Genomic DNA, 15817 nt, shown 5'->3' with positions numbered 1-15817 from the left:
AAACGGCGCAGATGTTACCACCTGCCGCCTGTCCAGTCAGAAAAAGCGCCTCAGTCGGTCAGGGCCAGGTAGCGGGGGGCCTCCTGCCTCACCTGCTCCAGGGCATCCTGCAGCTCCAGCAACTCGGGTTCCAGATCGCTCACGGCGACCCCGTCGCGCAGCTGCTGCTCGAGCTGGGAGAGCAGGCGTTGCAGACCCGGCACCCCGGAGTAGGCGCAGCCACCGTTGAGGCGGTGGAGCTGGGCCAGCACGTCTGCATCGTCGGCACTCCCTTCCAGCGCCGCCGCCAGGATGGGCTCCACCTCGTCGAAGCTGGCCAGCAGCATGGTCAGCATCTCCCGGGCGAGGGCTGGCTTGCCGGCGGCCTGACGCACGGCGAGGGGCCAGTCTATCTGCTGATCCCCGTGATTCTGGTGCCGCCGGTGGGCGAAGTCGGTGATGAGCTGCGCCAGCATCCCCTCGTCGATGGGTTTGGCCAGGTAGTCGTCCATGCCCTGGCGAATGAGGCGCTCCCGCTCACCGGGAATGGCATGGGCGGTGACCGCGACGATGGGGGTCTCGGTGTTGAGGGAGTGGTGGCGGATCGCCTGGGTGGCGCTGATGCCGTCCATGACGGGCATCTGGATATCCATGAAGATGATGTCGAACGGCTGGCTCTGGGCCAGGTTGACCGCCTCCTTGCCGTTCTTGCACACCACCACCTCGGTCACCATCTCCTTGAGCATGGCGGCGATGAGCTTGAGGTTGGCGGCGTTGTCATCCACCGCCAGCACCTTGACCGCCTGCACGCTGCGCGGCGTCGGCGCGGGCAGGGGGGCACGGCGTACCGCCTCGGGGGAGAGCAGGGCGTGCAGCAACTTGCGATGGTTGATGGGCTTGGAGAGGCAGTGGACGGCGCCGTGGGCCAGCATGGCGTCGTAGAGGGCCGGCTCGTGGCTGCTGAGCAGCACTATGGTGTTCTGCTGGCCGTCCAGTCCGTCGAGACGGGCAATCACCTGCTGTGGGCTGTGCAGGGTGCTGCTGCCGATGAGCACCATGTCCTGGCTGCTCATCGGGGGCCACTCCTCGTCCACCGTCAGGGAGTGCACATCCAGGTGCCACTCTCCCAGCAGGGCAAGCAGGGAGGCGTGAGTGAAGGGATCCGGCTCCAGCAGCCAGACCCGCTTGCCCTGGATGCGATCCAGCGGAAGCCGCTCGCTCTGGGGCAGGGGTGAGACATCCAGATCCAGGTGGAACGAGAAAACCGACCCCTTGCCGAGTTCGGATTCGAAGCGGATCTGGCCCCCCATCTGCTGCACCAGCTTCTGGGTGATGACGAGCCCGAGCCCGGTGCCCCCATAGCGGCGGGAGATGGAGGAGTCAGCCTGGTTGAAGGCCTGGAACAACTGGCGCTGCTGCTCTTCCGAGATGCCGATGCCGGTATCGCGAATCAGCACCCGCAGGCGCACCTTGTTGCCGTTCGATTCCCCGGTCTGCTCGACACGCACGTCCACGTTGCCGCGCTCGGTGAACTTGATGGCGTTGCCGGTGAGGTTGGTGAGCACCTGCTGCAGGCGCATGGGGTCGCCGGTGAGGTAGTCCGGCACGGCGGCATCCACCTGGAGGGAGAGTTCGAGCTGCTTGTCGTGGGCGCTCGGCCCCAGCAGGTGCATGGTCTCGTTGAGGGTGTCCCGCAGGCTGAAGGGGATGTGCTCGAGCTGCAGCTTGCCCGCCTCCAGCTTGGAGAAGTCGAGGATGTCGTTGATGATCCCAAGGAGGTTGCGCGCCGACTTCTCGATGGTCTGCATGTAGTCGGTCTGGCTCGGGGTCAGGCTGGTCTTGAGCAGTTGGCGGGTGAAGCCGATGACCCCGTTGAGCGGGGTGCGCAGCTCGTGGGACATGTTGGCGAGGAACTCGGACTTGACCCTGGCGGCCTCCTGGGCGCGCTTCTTCGCCATGTCGAGCTCGACGTTCTGGATCTCGATCTGCTCGAGGGTCTCCCGCAGATCCGACGTCGCCTGATCGATGTTCTGCTGCATCTCCTCGTGATATTCGGAGAGCGCCTTGGCCATGGCGTTGATGCCGTTCTTGAGCATGTCCAGCTCGCCGGTGAGCTGGCCGCTGACCCGGGTATCGAGTCGCCCCTCCCTGATCCGGTGCACCGCCTGCACCATGTCGGTGATGGGCTGGGTCACGCTCTTGACCAGACGGAAGCCGAACAGGGCGCTGATGGCCAGCCCGATGAGCACGATGATGACCGCGAAGAAGGCGTCGCGGTACTGCAGGACGATGGCCCTGTCCGTGGCGAGCTGCATGGAGATGTAGCCGATGACCGGCGGCTCCAGATCGCTTGGCAGCGGGAAGCCGTCCAGGCTGGTCTCTGCCTGGATGGGGGTGCGCAGTATGATGTCATCGCCGTTGACGGAGACGCTGGTCAGGGCCGGGATGACGCTGCCGTCCGGCAGACGAAGCTGGCTGAAGTCCCTGTGGTAGTTGGACGTCACGAACAGCTGGTTCTCCTGGGTGAAGACGGCGATGGACTTGATGAAGGGCGAGTTTTTGCGATGGGTGAGCCCGATCAGCCGCTTGAGGGATTCGCGGCTGTGCTGTGTCATGCCGTATTCGCTGGCGATGGCCAGGGGCTCGATGATGTTGATGCCCTGATCGATGAGGTTGTTTTCCAGCTGCTGATAGCGGTGGAAGGTGAAATAGCCGGCGATGAGGCCGCCGATGATGAGGGTCGGCAAGATGGTGAAGGCCAGCACCCGGGCCCTGAGACCGTACTTGGTCATGCCGCCGACCCGCCTTTCGCAAGAGAGGCCATGATCCGGGGCGCATGCAGGCACCGGGGTCGGGCAGGCAATACAGTCAATGTCGCTGTACGGGGTCTCAGGCCGTATCCGGTCATATCAATGGGCCACTTTTGGTCAGAATGGACGATGGGGCGGATGCCGCGGCTGGGGCCCTCAGGCCGTATTTGGTCATACGATTATTCTTGTGGGACAATGGTCTGCCGCAGATTCCACAATCATGACATAGCCACCTATAGGCACCAAGTTTTATGGCCCAGTTTTTCAAGCCCCAAAAGAAATCCACCCAGCCCCAACGTATTGAATTTACGGTAGACAGTCTGGATCACCACTGTGTCGGCGTCGGCCGTCATCAGGGCAAGGCCATCTTCGTCGAAGGGGCGCTGCCCGGCGAGGCCATCAAGGCCCGCATCATCGACGACAAGAAGCACTATGCCCACGCCGCCCTGCAACAGGTGGTGACCCCGGCGGACAACCGGGTCGCCCCCTTCTGCGACCACTATCGCGAGTGTGGCGGTTGCAGTGCCCAGCACCTGGGAGAGGGAGATCAGCTGGCGGCCAAGGAGGCGGGACTGGTCAGCCTGTTCGAGCGCCTTGGCAACATCCAGGCGCCAGCGTTGGCACCTGCGCTGACGGGGGAGTCCCGCGCCTACCGCCGGGTCTGCCGTCTGGCCATCAAGTTTGACAAGAACGGTCGCTGTACCCGGGTGGGCTTTCGTCGTCGCCAGTCGAACGATCTGGTAGAGATTGCCGGCTGTCCTGTGCTGGCCGAGCCCCTCTCTGCTCTTATCGCCCCTCTGCGCGAATGCCTCAACCGGTTGAAAAGCCAGCGCGAACTGGGCCATGCGGAACTCATTCAGGGGGAGCAGGGCATTCTGATGCTGCTGCGCCACACCGGTCGCCCCACCGAGGCGGATCGGGCGCACTTGACCGAGTTTGCCACCGCCCAGGGGATAGACCTCTATCTGCAGGCGGCGGACGAGCAGATCGAACCTCTGCGTCAACAGTCTCAGCCAAGTTACACGCTGGATGGCCTATCTCTTGCATTCGCTCCCGGCGACTTCATCCAGGTCAACGGGCCCGTCAACCAGCGCATGGTGGAGCAGGCATTGAGCTGGCTCGACGCAGGCAAGGATGACAAGGTGCTGGACCTCTTCTGCGGCATCGGCAACTTCACCCTGCCGCTGGCCCGTCAGGCCCGCGAAGTGGTGGGGGTGGAAGGGGAGTTCGCCATGGTGACGCGTGCACAGGAGAATGCCCGCCGCAACGGTATCGACAACGCCCGCTTCTACAAGGCGGACTTGAGCGGCGACATCGTGGGCATGTCCTGGGCCCGGGAAGGGTTCGATCTGGTACTGCTGGATCCGGCCAGACCCGGGGCGCTGGAGGTGATGAGCCACGTGGTGGCACTTTCCCCCAAACGGGTGGTCTATGTTTCCTGTAACCCGGTCACCCTAGCCCGTGACAGTCAGGTGCTGGTGCAGGGGGGCTACAAGCTGACCCGTCTGGGGATGCTGGACATGTTCCCCCACACTGGTCATCTGGAGTCCATGGCGCTGTTCGAACGGGGCTGAGTCGAGGCGACCGCATTATTCTGGATGAATCAAGATGCGGTCGTGATGATTTTTCGATGTGCATGATGCTGCCAGAGTGAGGTAAAACAGGTGTTTTTCGCTGCCTTCAACGGGCAGGGCAGAATGCGGTTATCTTGGTTTTCCAGCGGCGGCAGCGCTGTTTGAGCGGGAGTGATTAGGGTAATCTAGGTTGTCGATAGTGGATCGGATGCGGGGAAGAGCCCTGTCACCTTGCGCGGTGACATGCCTTGAAAACTCTTTCATGCATCCCCATTTGAGGCAGTCATCAGTTGATGAGGGGATGAGGAGAGCATCGGCTTTCGACCCCACACTTTTAAGGATTGATACCATGGTTGCGGTGCGCGATATTCATTTGAAAGACAATTTCACTCTGGATGAGTGGGTCAGTTCCCTTACCCTGAGTGAAAGTGACAAGAATCAGCTGCGAACCGTCTACCAGTATTGCCTGACCCTGGGTGACGAAGCGCTCACCAACCGCCTGCTGGTGCGCGGGGTCGAGATGGTGGGCATCCTGCTGATGCTCAGCATGGATCTCGCCACCCTCAAGGCCGCCATTCTCTATCCCTTCGTCGAAGCCGGTCTCATCAGCCAGGAAAAGGTGAACGAGGACTTCGGCCCCAAGATCGCCAAGCTGGTGGAAGGGGTGCTGGAGATGGAGGCCATCCGCTCCCTGCAAACCCTTCACCGCAGCGAAACCTCGCCGGAGCAGGTGGACAACGTGCGCCGCATGCTGCTCGCCATGGTCGAGGACGTGCGCGCCGTGGTCATCAAGCTGGCGGAGCGCATCGCCTGCCTGCGTGAGGCGAAGAAAGCGGATGAGGAGACCCGGGTGCTGATGGCCCAGGAGATCACCAACATCTATGCTCCCCTTGCGAACCGCCTCGGTATCGGTCAGCTCAAGTGGGAGCTCGAGGATCTCGCCTTCCGCTACCTGCACCCGGACACCTACAAGCAGATCGCCAAGCAACTGGACGAGAAACGGCTCGACCGCGAGCGCTACATCCGTGAATTCGTGCAGTCTCTGCGCGATGCCCTGGCCGAGGCCGGCGTCGAGGCCGAGGTCTATGGCCGACCGAAACACATCTACAGCATCTGGCGCAAGATGCAGAAGAAGCACCTCGAATTCAACGAGCTGTTCGATGTGCGCGCGGTGCGGGTGATCACCAAGCGGCTGCAGGATTGCTACGCGGCGCTCGGTATCGTTCACACCCATTTCCACCATATTCCCCGCGAATTTGACGACTATGTCGCCAACCCCAAGCCCAATGGTTACCAGTCCATCCACACCGTGGTGGTGGGGGAGGAGGGCAAGACGGTGGAGATCCAGATCCGTACCGAGCAGATGCATCAGGATGCGGAGCTCGGTGTGGCTGCGCACTGGCGCTACAAGGAAGGGGCCCAGGCCGCTGCCAAGACCAGCACCTTCGAAGACAAGATCGAATGGCTGCGCAAACTCCTCGCCTGGCAGGAGGACCTCTCGGAGAGCGGCTCCTTGCTGGACGATCTGCGCAGTCAGGTGTTCGAGGACAGGGTTTATGTCTTCACTCCCAAGGGCGATGTCATCGACCTGCCGGCAGGGGCGACGCCGCTCGACTTCGCCTATCACGTGCACAGCATGATCGGTCACCGCTGCATCGGCACCAAGATCGACGGTCGTATCGTGCCCTTCACCTATACGCTGCAAACCGGTGATCAGGTGGAGGTGATCACCCAGAAGGAGCCGAACCCGAGCCGCGACTGGATGAACCCGAACGCCGGCTTCCTGCGCTCCAGCCGGGCGCGGGCCAAGGTGGCCACCTGGTTCAGAAAGCTGGACCGGGACAAGAACATCGCCGCCGGCAAGGAGCTGCTGGAGAAAGAGCTGGACAGACACAACCTCACCCTCTCCAAGGTGGACAAGGTAGTGCTGGAGCGCTTCCATGCGGAGGAGCTGGAAGATTTGCTGGCCGGTATCGGCAGCGGCGACATCCGCATCAACCAGCTGCTCAATTATCTGGATACCCGCTACAACAAGCCGACGGCGGAAGAAGAAGATCGCCGTCTGCTGGAGAAGCTGGAGCAGAAGGCCAATGTGCCCTTCCGCCCCAAACCCAAGGATCACATAGTAGTGGAAGGGGTGGGCAACCTGATGACTCACATCGCCCGCTGCTGCCAGCCCATCCCGGGGGACGCCATCCAGGGCTTCATCACCATGGGACGGGGGGTTTCCATCCACCGGGAGGATTGCGAGCAGCTCAAGGAGCTGTCGCGTCGCAACCCGGAGCGCTTGATCGATGCGGTCTGGGGGGAGAACTACTCCGGCGGTTACGGTCTCACCATCCGCATTCTCTCCAACGACAGATCCGGCCTGCTGCGCGACATCACCACCGTGCTCGCCAACGAGAAGATCAACGTGATGGGAGTGCGTTCGCGCTCCAACGTGCGCGAGCAGACCGCCGAAATAGACATGGAGCTGGAGATTTACAACATCAACGCCTTCAACCGGGCGTTGGCCAAGCTCAGTCAGCTCAACGACGTGATCAGCGCCAAGCGGCTGTAATGCTCAACCGACCGGCCCCAGTGGCCGGTCTGCATTTTCTCCCTCCTTGCAGAGCATTGAAGACGGATATCACGCGCCCCATCTCCGTCCGCCATGGCTCCACATCATGTGGAACAGTGGCGTGAGCGGATATTGATGAACCCCATTTACCGAATCGAAAGTGAGTTACCCATGTCCCAACGCTACGACCTTCCCCAACTGCTCGACATCATGGCCAGATTGCGTGACCCGAACGGGGGCTGCCCCTGGGATCTCAAGCAGAGCTTCCAGACCATAGTGCCGCACACCCTGGAGGAGGCCTACGAGGTGGCGGATGCCATCGAGAGCGAAGATTGGCAAGGGCTGAAGGGGGAGCTCGGTGATCTGCTGTTCCAGGTCGTGTTCTATGCCCAGCTCGGCAAGGAGCAGGGATTGTTCGACTTTGCCGACATCGTCGATACCGTGAGCGAGAAGCTCATTCGCCGCCACCCCCATGTCTTCTCCGATGCCGACCTGGGTGACGAGCAGGCGGTCAAAGCGAACTGGGAGGCGGAAAAGGCCAAAGAGCGTGCGGCGCTCGACAAGGAGAGCGTGCTGGACGATATCCCCCTCTCCCTGCCTGCCCTGACCCGGGCAGCCAAGATCCAGAAGCGCTGCGCTACCGTCGGTTTTGACTGGAAGACGCTGGGGCCCGTGGTGGACAAGATCCACGAGGAGATCGACGAGGTGATGGAAGAGGCGTTGATGGCGGATGTGGACGAGGGGCGGGTGAGCGACGAGCTTGGTGATCTCTTGTTCGCCACAGTCAACCTGGTGCGCCATCTGGGCAAGGATCCCGAGCAGGTGCTGAGGGCTGCCAACACCAAGTTTGAGCGTCGTTTTCGTCAGGTTGAACACTTTATTGCCGCAGAAGGTCTGAAAATGACGGATTGCTCCCTGGAGAAGCTGGACGAGGCCTGGGACAAGGCCAAGGAAACCGAGCAAAGTTGATTTGGCGCAAGACGGGGCGGCGGGGAGCCTGATAGATTTTTGTTCATTGTTTGGGAGTGGGGGTTTTGGTATACTGTTTCCCCGTCCTGCTTCATCCCCGAAGCACCCCTTAAAATTCCCTAAACTTCTTTCAGGTTCAGCATGACGACCAAATATATTTTTGTGACTGGTGGCGTTGTTTCATCCCTCGGCAAAGGCATTGCCGCAGCTTCTCTGGCAGCCATTCTGGAAGCCCGTGGTCTGGATGTGACCATCATGAAACTGGACCCGTACATCAACGTGGATCCGGGCACCATGAGCCCGACCCAGCATGGTGAAGTGTTCGTAACCGAGGACGGGGCCGAAACCGATCTGGATTTGGGCCACTACGAGCGTTTCATCCGCACCAAGATGACCCGCCGCAACAATTTCACCACCGGCCGCATTTATGCGGACGTGCTGCGCAAGGAGCGTCGTGGTGACTATCTGGGCGCCACCATCCAGGTGATCCCGCACATCACCAACGCCATCAAGGAGCGGGTGATTGCCGGTGCCGAAGGCCATCAGGTTGCCATCGTCGAAGTGGGCGGTACCGTGGGCGACATCGAGTCCCTGCCGTTCCTTGAAGCCATTCGTCAGCTGGCGGCCATCGTGGGTCGCAACAATGCCATGTTCATGCACCTGACCCTGGTTCCTTACCTGGCCGCCGCCGGCGAGGTGAAGACCAAGCCGACCCAGCACTCCGTGAAGGAGCTGCTCTCCATCGGTATCCAGCCGGATGTGCTGATCTGCCGCTCCGACCGCGCCATTCCGGCCAACGAGCGTGCCAAGATCGCCCTGTTCTGCAACGTGCCCGAGCGCGCCGTCATCTCCATGAAGGATGTCGACTCCATCTACAAGATCCCGGCGCTGCTGAAATCCCAGGGGCTGGACGGCTACATCACCGAGCGCTTCGGCATCGAGTGCAAAGAAGCCGACCTGGCCGAGTGGGAACAGGTCATCTATGAAGAGGCCAACCCGACTGCCGAAGTCACCATCGGCATGGTGGGCAAGTATGTCTCTCTGCCGGACGCCTACAAGTCCGTCAACGAAGCGCTCAAGCACGGTGGCCTGAAGACCCGTCTCTCCGTCAACATCAAGTACATCGACTCCCAGGACATCGAGACCCGTGGCGCCGAGCTGCTGGAAGGTCTGGATGCGATCCTGGTACCGGGTGGCTTCGGCGAACGCGGCGTGGAAGGCAAGATTCTGGCCGCCAAATATGCCCGCGAGAACAAGATCCCGTACCTCGGTATCTGCCTGGGCATGCAGGTTGCCTTGATCGAATACGCCCGCAACGTGGCGGGCATGGAAGGGGCTCACTCCTCCGAGTTCAAGAAAGACAGCCCGTTCCCCGTGGTCGGTCTCATCACCGAGTGGGTGGATGATGAAGGCAACGTCGAGACCCGGACCGAGAAGTCCGATCTGGGCGGCACCATGCGTCTGGGCTCCCAGCTCTGCCACCTGGTGGAAGATTCCAAGGTCCGTCAGATGTACGGCAGCCCGACCATTTACGAGCGCCACCGTCACCGTTATGAAGTGAACAACAAGCTGCTGCCGCAGATTGAAGCGGCAGGTCTGAAGGTGACCGGTCTCTCCGCCGACAAGAAGCTGGTGGAAATCATCGAGATCCCGGATCACCCCTGGTTCGTGGCCGCGCAGTTCCACCCGGAGTTCACCTCGACTCCCCGTGATGGCCACGCCCTGTTCGCCGGTTTTGTGAAGGCGGCGGGCGAGTATCAGAAGCGTAATTTGAAGTAATTGAAAATAAATGCGGTTGGGGCTCTGTGCCACAGCCGCTTTTTTTGGCATATTTTTGTTGTTTTTTTACGAAACCTGAGGAAATACACATGTCCAAGATCGTTAAAGTGATCGGTCGTGAAATCATCGACTCCCGTGGTAACCCGACCGTTGAGGCCGAAGTTCACCTGGAAGGTGGTTTTGTTGGTATGGCAGCCGCTCCGTCTGGCGCGTCCACCGGTTCCCGCGAAGCGCTGGAACTGCGTGACGGCGACAAGAGCCGTTTCCTGGGTAAAGGCGTGCTGAAAGCCATCGAAGCCGTCAACGGCCCGATCGCTCAGGCTCTGCTGGGTAAAGATGCCAAGGACCAGGCCACTGTCGACCAGATCATGATCGACCTCGACGGTACCGAGAACAAATCCAAGTTCGGCGCCAACGCCATCCTGGCTGTTTCCCTGGCCAACGCCAAAGCTGCCGCTGCTGCCAAAGGCATGCCGCTGTACGCCCACATCGCCGAGCTGAATGGCACCCCGGGTGTCTACTCCATGCCGCTGCCCATGATGAACATCATCAACGGTGGTGAGCACGCCGACAACAACGTCGACATCCAGGAGTTCATGATCCAGCCGGTTGGCGCCAAGACCCTGAAAGAAGCCGTTCGCATGGGCGCAGAAGTGTTCCACAACCTGGCCAAAGTGCTGAAGTCCAAGGGCTACAACACTGCCGTCGGTGACGAAGGTGGTTTCGCTCCGAACCTGAAATCCAACGCCGAAGCGCTGGAAGTGATCGCTGAAGCTGTTGCCGCTGCCGGTTACAAACTGGGCACCGACATCACCCTGGCCATGGACTGCGCTGCGTCCGAGTTCTACGACGCAGAGAAGAAAGAGTACAACCTGAAGGGCGAAGGTCGTATCTTCACCTCCAACGGTTTCTCCGACTTCCTGGCTGACCTGACCACCAAGTTCCCGATCGTCTCCATCGAAGATGGCCTGGACGAATCCGACTGGGAAGGCTTCGCCTACCAGACCGCCGAACTGGGCAAGAAAATCCAGATCGTGGGTGACGACCTGTTCGTAACCAACACCAAGATCCTGAAGCGCGGTATCGACAACGGCATCGCCAACTCCATCCTGATCAAGTTCAACCAGATCGGTTCCCTGACCGAAACTCTGGCTGCCATCAAGATGGCCAAAGACGCTGGCTACACTGCCGTCATCTCCCACCGTTCCGGTGAGACCGAAGACGCGACCATCGCCGACCTGGCTGTGGGTACCGCTGCTGGCCAGATCAAGACCGGTTCCATGAGCCGTTCTGACCGTGTTGCCAAGTACAACCAGCTGATCCGTATCGAAGAAGCCCTGGGTGCCAAGGCTCCGTTCCGTGGTCTGAAAGAAGTGAAGAACCAGGCTTAATTTTCGCCTGCGTTCATGCTTCACAAAGCCCCGCCATCTGGCGGGGCTTTTTCGTTCTGCGCTTATGGGCGTGTGCGACCTGCATTTTTTATTCCGACCAACCCATCCGGCACACAGGCTTTCTTTTGTCTTGCCTGCGAATATGGGAAACTAGGCCGCTTGAAGGAGACTCAGTGCATGCGGCTACTCACTCTTATCCTGCTCCTCCTGTTGGGAGGGCTGCAATATGACCTCTGGCTGGGGAAAAACGGCCTCTCCGACTATCGGGAACTCTCCACCGCCATCGAGCGGCAGCAACAGGACAACCTGGTACTCAAGGATCGCAACAGTCTGATTTACCGGGAAATCGACGATCTTACCTCTGGCCTTGAGGCCATCGAGGAGTTGTCGCGCAACGATCTTGGCTATATCAAGCAGGGCGAGACCTTCTACCGAATCATTCCCAAAGAAAAGGATCAGGTGACGGAGCCTGATGGTGCCCCCTACGATGACTGATAGCCTGAGCGGCCTGACCGCCATCGTCCCGGCTGCCGGTATTGGTAGTCGCATGGGGGCCAGTTGCCCCAAGCAGTACCTGTCCCTGGCAGGGAAATGCATTCTGGAGCACACCCTGGAGCGTTTGCTCTCCCATCCCGCCATCGCCCGTGTGATCGTGGCGCTGGCGCCCCACGACAGCTGGTTTGAGACCTTGACCGTGGCCACTGACCCGCGGGTGCTGCGAGTGGAAGGGGGAAGCGAGCGCGCCTTCTCCGTGCTCAATGCGTTGCACGTGGCAGAAGGGGAGTGGGCACTGGTGCATGACGCCGCCCGGCCCTGTCTGACCCATGAGGATCTCGATGCGCTCATTGTTGCCGCCATGGCCTCTGGCGGTGCCATCCTCGGCAGCCGGGTGCGCGATACCATGAAGCGCACCGATGCGGCCGGCAATATCCTCGCCACCGTGGATCGCGAGCAGCTCTGGCATGCCCTGACGCCCCAGATGTTTTTGGTCCGCCCCCTCAAGCGGGCGCTGGAGGAGGGGCTGGCGCTCGGCGCTGCCATCACCGATGAAGCCTCCGCCATGGAACGCGCCGGTTTCCCCGTGCGCATGGTGGAAGGGCGGGCCGACAACATCAAGGTGACCCGGCCGGAAGATCTCTCCCTGGCCGGGCTCTATTTACAGCAACAACGTGCGTGCCGGTCGGCACGACCCGATTCATCCCCAGAGGAGCAGGCATGATCCGCACCGGACATGGTTTTGATGAGACAGATTTCCGTGTATTGAGGAGGGCGCAGGCATGATGCGGATCGGACATGGTTTTGATGTTCACAAGTTTGGCGGGGTCGGCCCCTGCATGCTGGGCGGGGTGGCGGTGCCCTATGAACAGGGCCTGCTGGCCCACTCCGATGGCGACGTGGTGTTGCATGCGGTGAGCGATGCCCTGCTGGGGGCCATCGGCGCCGGTGACATCGGCCGCCACTTTCCCGATACCTCAGCCGAATTCAAGGGCATCGACAGCCGCATCCTGCTGCGGGATGTCTTTGCCCGCGTGCAGCGCGCAGGTTATGCCATCGGCAACCTGGATGTGACCATCATCGCCCAGGCCCCCAAGATGGCCCCCCATATCGACGCCATGTGCGCCGTGCTGGCCGCGGATCTGCAATGTGATTTGAACCGGGTGAACGTCAAGGCGACCACCACCGAACAACTCGGATTCACGGGGCGCAAGGAAGGGATCGCCACCGAAGCCGTCGTCTTGCTGGTGAAACAATGATGCTTGAACAACTTGCCTATCTGCACGGGACGCCCACTGCTCGCGGCATCCTCAAGGCCGAGGCCGCCGACTTCGTGGTCAATGAAGATCTCGGGTTTGCACCTTGCGGCGAGGGGGAACACATCTTCGTCCGGGTACGCAAAACTGGCGAGAATACCGCCTGGGTGGCTGGCCTGCTGGCCGATGCGGCCGGGGTTGCCCGCAATGCAGTGACCTGGGCTGGTCTGAAAGATCGCCATGCGGTGACCGAACAGTGGTTCGGCATCCATCTGCCGGGCAAGGGCGAGCCGGATCTCTCGGTCATCGAGAACGACAACATCCGGATCCTTGAGGTGAAGCGCCACAACAAGAAGCTGCGGGTCGGCTATCTCAAGGGCAACCACTTCACCCTGCGTCTCACCGGGCTGGAGCAGGCCGACGGGCTGGAATCCCGTTTGCAGGCGATAGCAACCCAGGGGGTGCCCAACTACTACGGCGAGCAGCGTTTCGGCCGAGGTGGCAACAACCTGGAGGCCGCCAAGGCGATGTTCGCCGGCAAACGGATCAAGGATCGCAACAAGCGCTCCCTCTATCTGTCCGCCGCCCGCAGCATGCTGTTCAATGCCATCGTCAGCGCCCGCATCGAGCAGGGACTGGCCCATCAGCTGCTGGCAGGCGACTGCGTGATGCTCAAGGGCAGCCACTCCATCTTCAGCGAAGAGAGCGTGACTCCCGAGCTGGAGGCACGCCTTGCCTCCGGAGACGTGCAGCTGACCGCTCCCCAGTGGGGCCGTGGCCGTCTGGCGAGCCAGGGCGCGGCTGCCGAGTTCGAGCAAGAAGTGCTGGCTCCTTATGGTGACTGGTGCGAAGGACTGGAGAAAGCCGGGCTGGATCAGGACAGGCGTCCGCTGCTGCTCAAGCCGGAGCAGATGAGCTGGCAACGGGAGGGCGAGGTGCTGACCCTGTCGTTCTTCCTGCCTGCCGGTGCCTTTGCCACCAGCGTGGTACGAGAGTTAATGCTGGCCGAAGAGGCCGATCACGGTTTCAGGAACTCAACCGATGCGAATTCTGGTCAGTAATGACGATGGGGTACACGCCGAGGGCATTCGCGCCCTCAGCGAGGCGTTGCGTGCCTGTGGCGAGGTCGTGGTGGTGGCACCGGATCGCAACCGCAGCGGTGCCAGCCACTCCCTGACGCTGGAAGTACCGCTGCGGGTCACCCGCCTCGATGCGTCCAGTTTTCACGGCATCAAGAGTTATGCGGTCAAGGGGACGCCGACCGACTGCGTTCATCTGGCGGTCAACGAACTGTTGCGCCCTGAGCCCGACATGGTGGTGGCCGGTATCAATCACGGGGCCAACCTGGGGGATGACGTCATCTACTCGGGGACGGTGGCGGCCGCGACGGAAGGGCGTCATCTTGGTTTCCCCTCCATCGCCGTTTCGCTGGTGGGCAAGACTCATTTCGCCAGTGCGGCCCACTACGCCGCCCAGCTGGTGCGGGGGCTGATGGTGCATCCGTTGCCTGCGGATCAGATCCTCAACGTGAATGTGCCGGACCTGCCGCTCGAGCAGATCAAGGGGATCAGGGTGACTCGTCTTGGCAATCGCCACCGGGCGGAGTCGGTGATCCGCACCGAGGATCCCCGTGGTCAGCCCGTCTACTGGATTGGCCCCCCCGGCAACCAGCAGGATGCGGGAGAGGGAACGGACTTTGCCGCCATCGAGCAGGGTTATGTCTCCATCACTCCCCTGACCATCGACATGACGGCCTACGGCAGTCTGTCGACCCTGGGCGCGTGGCTGGATCTGCAGGGATGACGTTGTGATAGTACAGCGCCTGTTGAATCAACTGATTGCCCAGGATGTCCGCGATTTCCGCGTATTGGCGGCGATTGCGAAGGTGCCGCGCCAGCTGTTCGTGGATGAGGCCATGGCCCACAAGGCCTGGGACAATACGGCCCTGCCTATCGGCCATGGGCAGACCATCTCCCAGCCTTACATCGTGGCGCGCATGACCGAGCTGCTGATCCAGAACGATCCAGCCCATGTGCTGGAGATCGGGACGGGATCGGGCTACCAGACGGCGGTACTGGCCCACTTGGTGGAGCATGTCTACACCATGGAGCGGATCAAGTCGCTGCAGTTTCAGGCCCGGCGTAGATTGCGCCAGCTCGATCTGCACAATGTGTCGGCCAAGCACGGCAATGGGTGGCTAGGTTGGCCCAACAAGGGCCCTTTCGACGCCATTCTGGTGACTGCGGCGGCCAGTGAGGTCCCCAAGGCCCTGACCGATCAGCTGGCTGACGGTGGTCGTCTGGTGTTGCCGGTGGGTGATGGTCAGCAGACCCTGCAGCTCATCGAGCGATCGGGCTCCCAGCTCACCAGCCGGATCCTGGAGCCGGTACGTTTCGTTCCCCTGATTGACGGAGATGTCGAGTGAAGTTGTTTTCCCGCCTTTATGTTCTGGTGATGCAGTGGGCACGCCACAAGTATGCCCCCTGGTATCTGGCCATCACCGCCTTTATTGAATCCATCTTCTGGCCCATCCCGGTGGATGTGATGCTGGCACCCATGGCGCTCGGCAAACCTCATCGCGCCTGGCACTATGCCGCGCTGGCCACTCTCTTTTCGGTGCTGGGCGCCCTGTTTGGTTATCTGCTCGGCTATGCCCTGTGGGAGCCAGTGGTGCAGCCGCTGGTGACCTCGGTTGGCTATGAGGACAAGATTGCCCTGGCCGAGCAGTGGTTCGCGCAGTGGGGCATCTGGGTTATTTTTATTGCCAGCTTCACGCCGATCCCCTACAAGGTGTTTACCGTCACGGCTGGCTTGCTCCACATGGCACTGTTGCCTTTCATCCTGACCTCGCTGATCGGTCGTGGCATGCGCTTCTTCCTGGTTGCAGGTCTGATGCGCTGGGGCGGCGAGAAGATGGAGCGCAAGCTGATGCACTATGTGGATGTGCTGGGCTGGCTCTGTATTGGTTTGGCCGTTGCGGCCTATTTCTGGTTTAGTCGTTAAG

At 61.2% G+C, this 15817-nt stretch carries 13 protein-coding genes; 12 read left to right on the top strand and 1 reads right to left on the bottom strand.

The window, feature by feature from the left end; all coding sequences use genetic code 11:
- Positions 1-50: 50 nt before the first annotated feature.
- The gene (gene barA / locus C2U47_RS05900; RefSeq protein WP_045521991.1) at positions 51-2771 is read right to left on the bottom strand and encodes a two-component sensor histidine kinase BarA; all 2721 of its coding nucleotides are present in this window, start codon (positions 2769-2771) and stop codon (positions 51-53) included.
- Between the two features lie 269 nt (positions 2772-3040).
- Here barA and rlmD point away from each other — a divergent pair, with 269 nt between their 5' ends.
- The 12 genes from rlmD (at position 3041) to C2U47_RS05840 (ending at position 15816) form a co-directional block, all read left to right on the top strand.
- Positions 3041-4363 (top strand): 23S rRNA (uracil(1939)-C(5))-methyltransferase RlmD, encoded by a 1323-nt coding sequence (gene rlmD, locus C2U47_RS05895; protein ID WP_049636103.1) that lies wholly within the window; start codon positions 3041-3043, stop codon positions 4361-4363.
- A 349-nt stretch (positions 4364-4712) separates the two neighbouring features.
- The gene (gene relA / locus C2U47_RS05890; protein WP_010675631.1) at positions 4713-6923 is read left to right on the top strand and encodes a GTP diphosphokinase; all 2211 of its coding nucleotides are present in this window, start codon (positions 4713-4715) and stop codon (positions 6921-6923) included.
- A 171-nt stretch (positions 6924-7094) separates the two neighbouring features.
- The gene (gene mazG, locus C2U47_RS05885) at positions 7095-7892 is read left to right on the top strand and encodes a nucleoside triphosphate pyrophosphohydrolase (protein WP_049636102.1); all 798 of its coding nucleotides are present in this window, start codon (positions 7095-7097) and stop codon (positions 7890-7892) included.
- A gap of 141 nt (positions 7893-8033) precedes the next feature.
- Complete coding sequence (pyrG, locus tag C2U47_RS05880) at positions 8034-9671, top strand: glutamine hydrolyzing CTP synthase (protein WP_010675629.1); 1638 nt, start codon at positions 8034-8036, stop codon at positions 9669-9671.
- Positions 9672-9760: 89 nt separating this feature from the next.
- Positions 9761-11062, top strand: a complete 1302-nt coding sequence (gene eno / locus C2U47_RS05875) for a phosphopyruvate hydratase (protein WP_043154803.1) — start codon at positions 9761-9763, stop codon at positions 11060-11062.
- Between the two features lie 177 nt (positions 11063-11239).
- Entirely contained in the window at positions 11240-11557 is a 318-nt protein-coding gene (gene ftsB, locus C2U47_RS05870; protein ID WP_010675628.1) for a cell division protein FtsB, read from the top strand.
- Positions 11550-12281: a 2-C-methyl-D-erythritol 4-phosphate cytidylyltransferase gene (ispD, locus tag C2U47_RS05865; RefSeq protein ID WP_043154802.1), complete on the top strand. Its 732-nt coding sequence runs from the start codon at positions 11550-11552 to the stop codon at positions 12279-12281. Before ftsB ends, ispD begins: the two co-directional genes overlap by 8 nt.
- Before the next feature lie 58 nt (positions 12282-12339).
- Positions 12340-12816, top strand: coding sequence for a 2-C-methyl-D-erythritol 2,4-cyclodiphosphate synthase (ispF, locus tag C2U47_RS05860; RefSeq protein ID WP_043154801.1), 477 nt, complete (start codon positions 12340-12342; stop codon positions 12814-12816).
- A complete protein-coding gene (gene truD / locus C2U47_RS05855; protein ID WP_043154863.1) occupies positions 12816-13874 on the top strand; it encodes a tRNA pseudouridine(13) synthase TruD in 1059 nt (352 codons plus the stop codon). Before ispF ends, truD begins: the two co-directional genes overlap by 1 nt.
- Positions 13855-14616, top strand: a complete 762-nt coding sequence (surE, locus tag C2U47_RS05850; protein ID WP_041211067.1) for a 5'/3'-nucleotidase SurE — start codon at positions 13855-13857, stop codon at positions 14614-14616. The genes truD and surE overlap by 20 nt, the downstream gene beginning before the upstream one ends.
- Before the next feature lie 4 nt (positions 14617-14620).
- Positions 14621-15238, top strand: a complete 618-nt coding sequence (locus tag C2U47_RS05845) for a protein-L-isoaspartate(D-aspartate) O-methyltransferase (RefSeq protein ID WP_010675623.1) — start codon at positions 14621-14623, stop codon at positions 15236-15238.
- On the top strand, positions 15235-15816 hold the full coding sequence (locus C2U47_RS05840) for a YqaA family protein (protein ID WP_010675622.1): 582 nt from the start codon (positions 15235-15237) through the stop codon (positions 15814-15816). Before C2U47_RS05845 ends, C2U47_RS05840 begins: the two co-directional genes overlap by 4 nt.
- Position 15817: the final 1 nt, after the last annotated feature.

Origin of the sequence: Aeromonas sp. ASNIH7 (assembly GCF_002903485.1) — a bacterium.
Classification (GTDB): Bacteria; Pseudomonadota; Gammaproteobacteria; order Enterobacterales; family Aeromonadaceae; genus Aeromonas; species Aeromonas caviae.
This window is presented reverse-complemented; position numbering and strand designations above follow the sequence as displayed.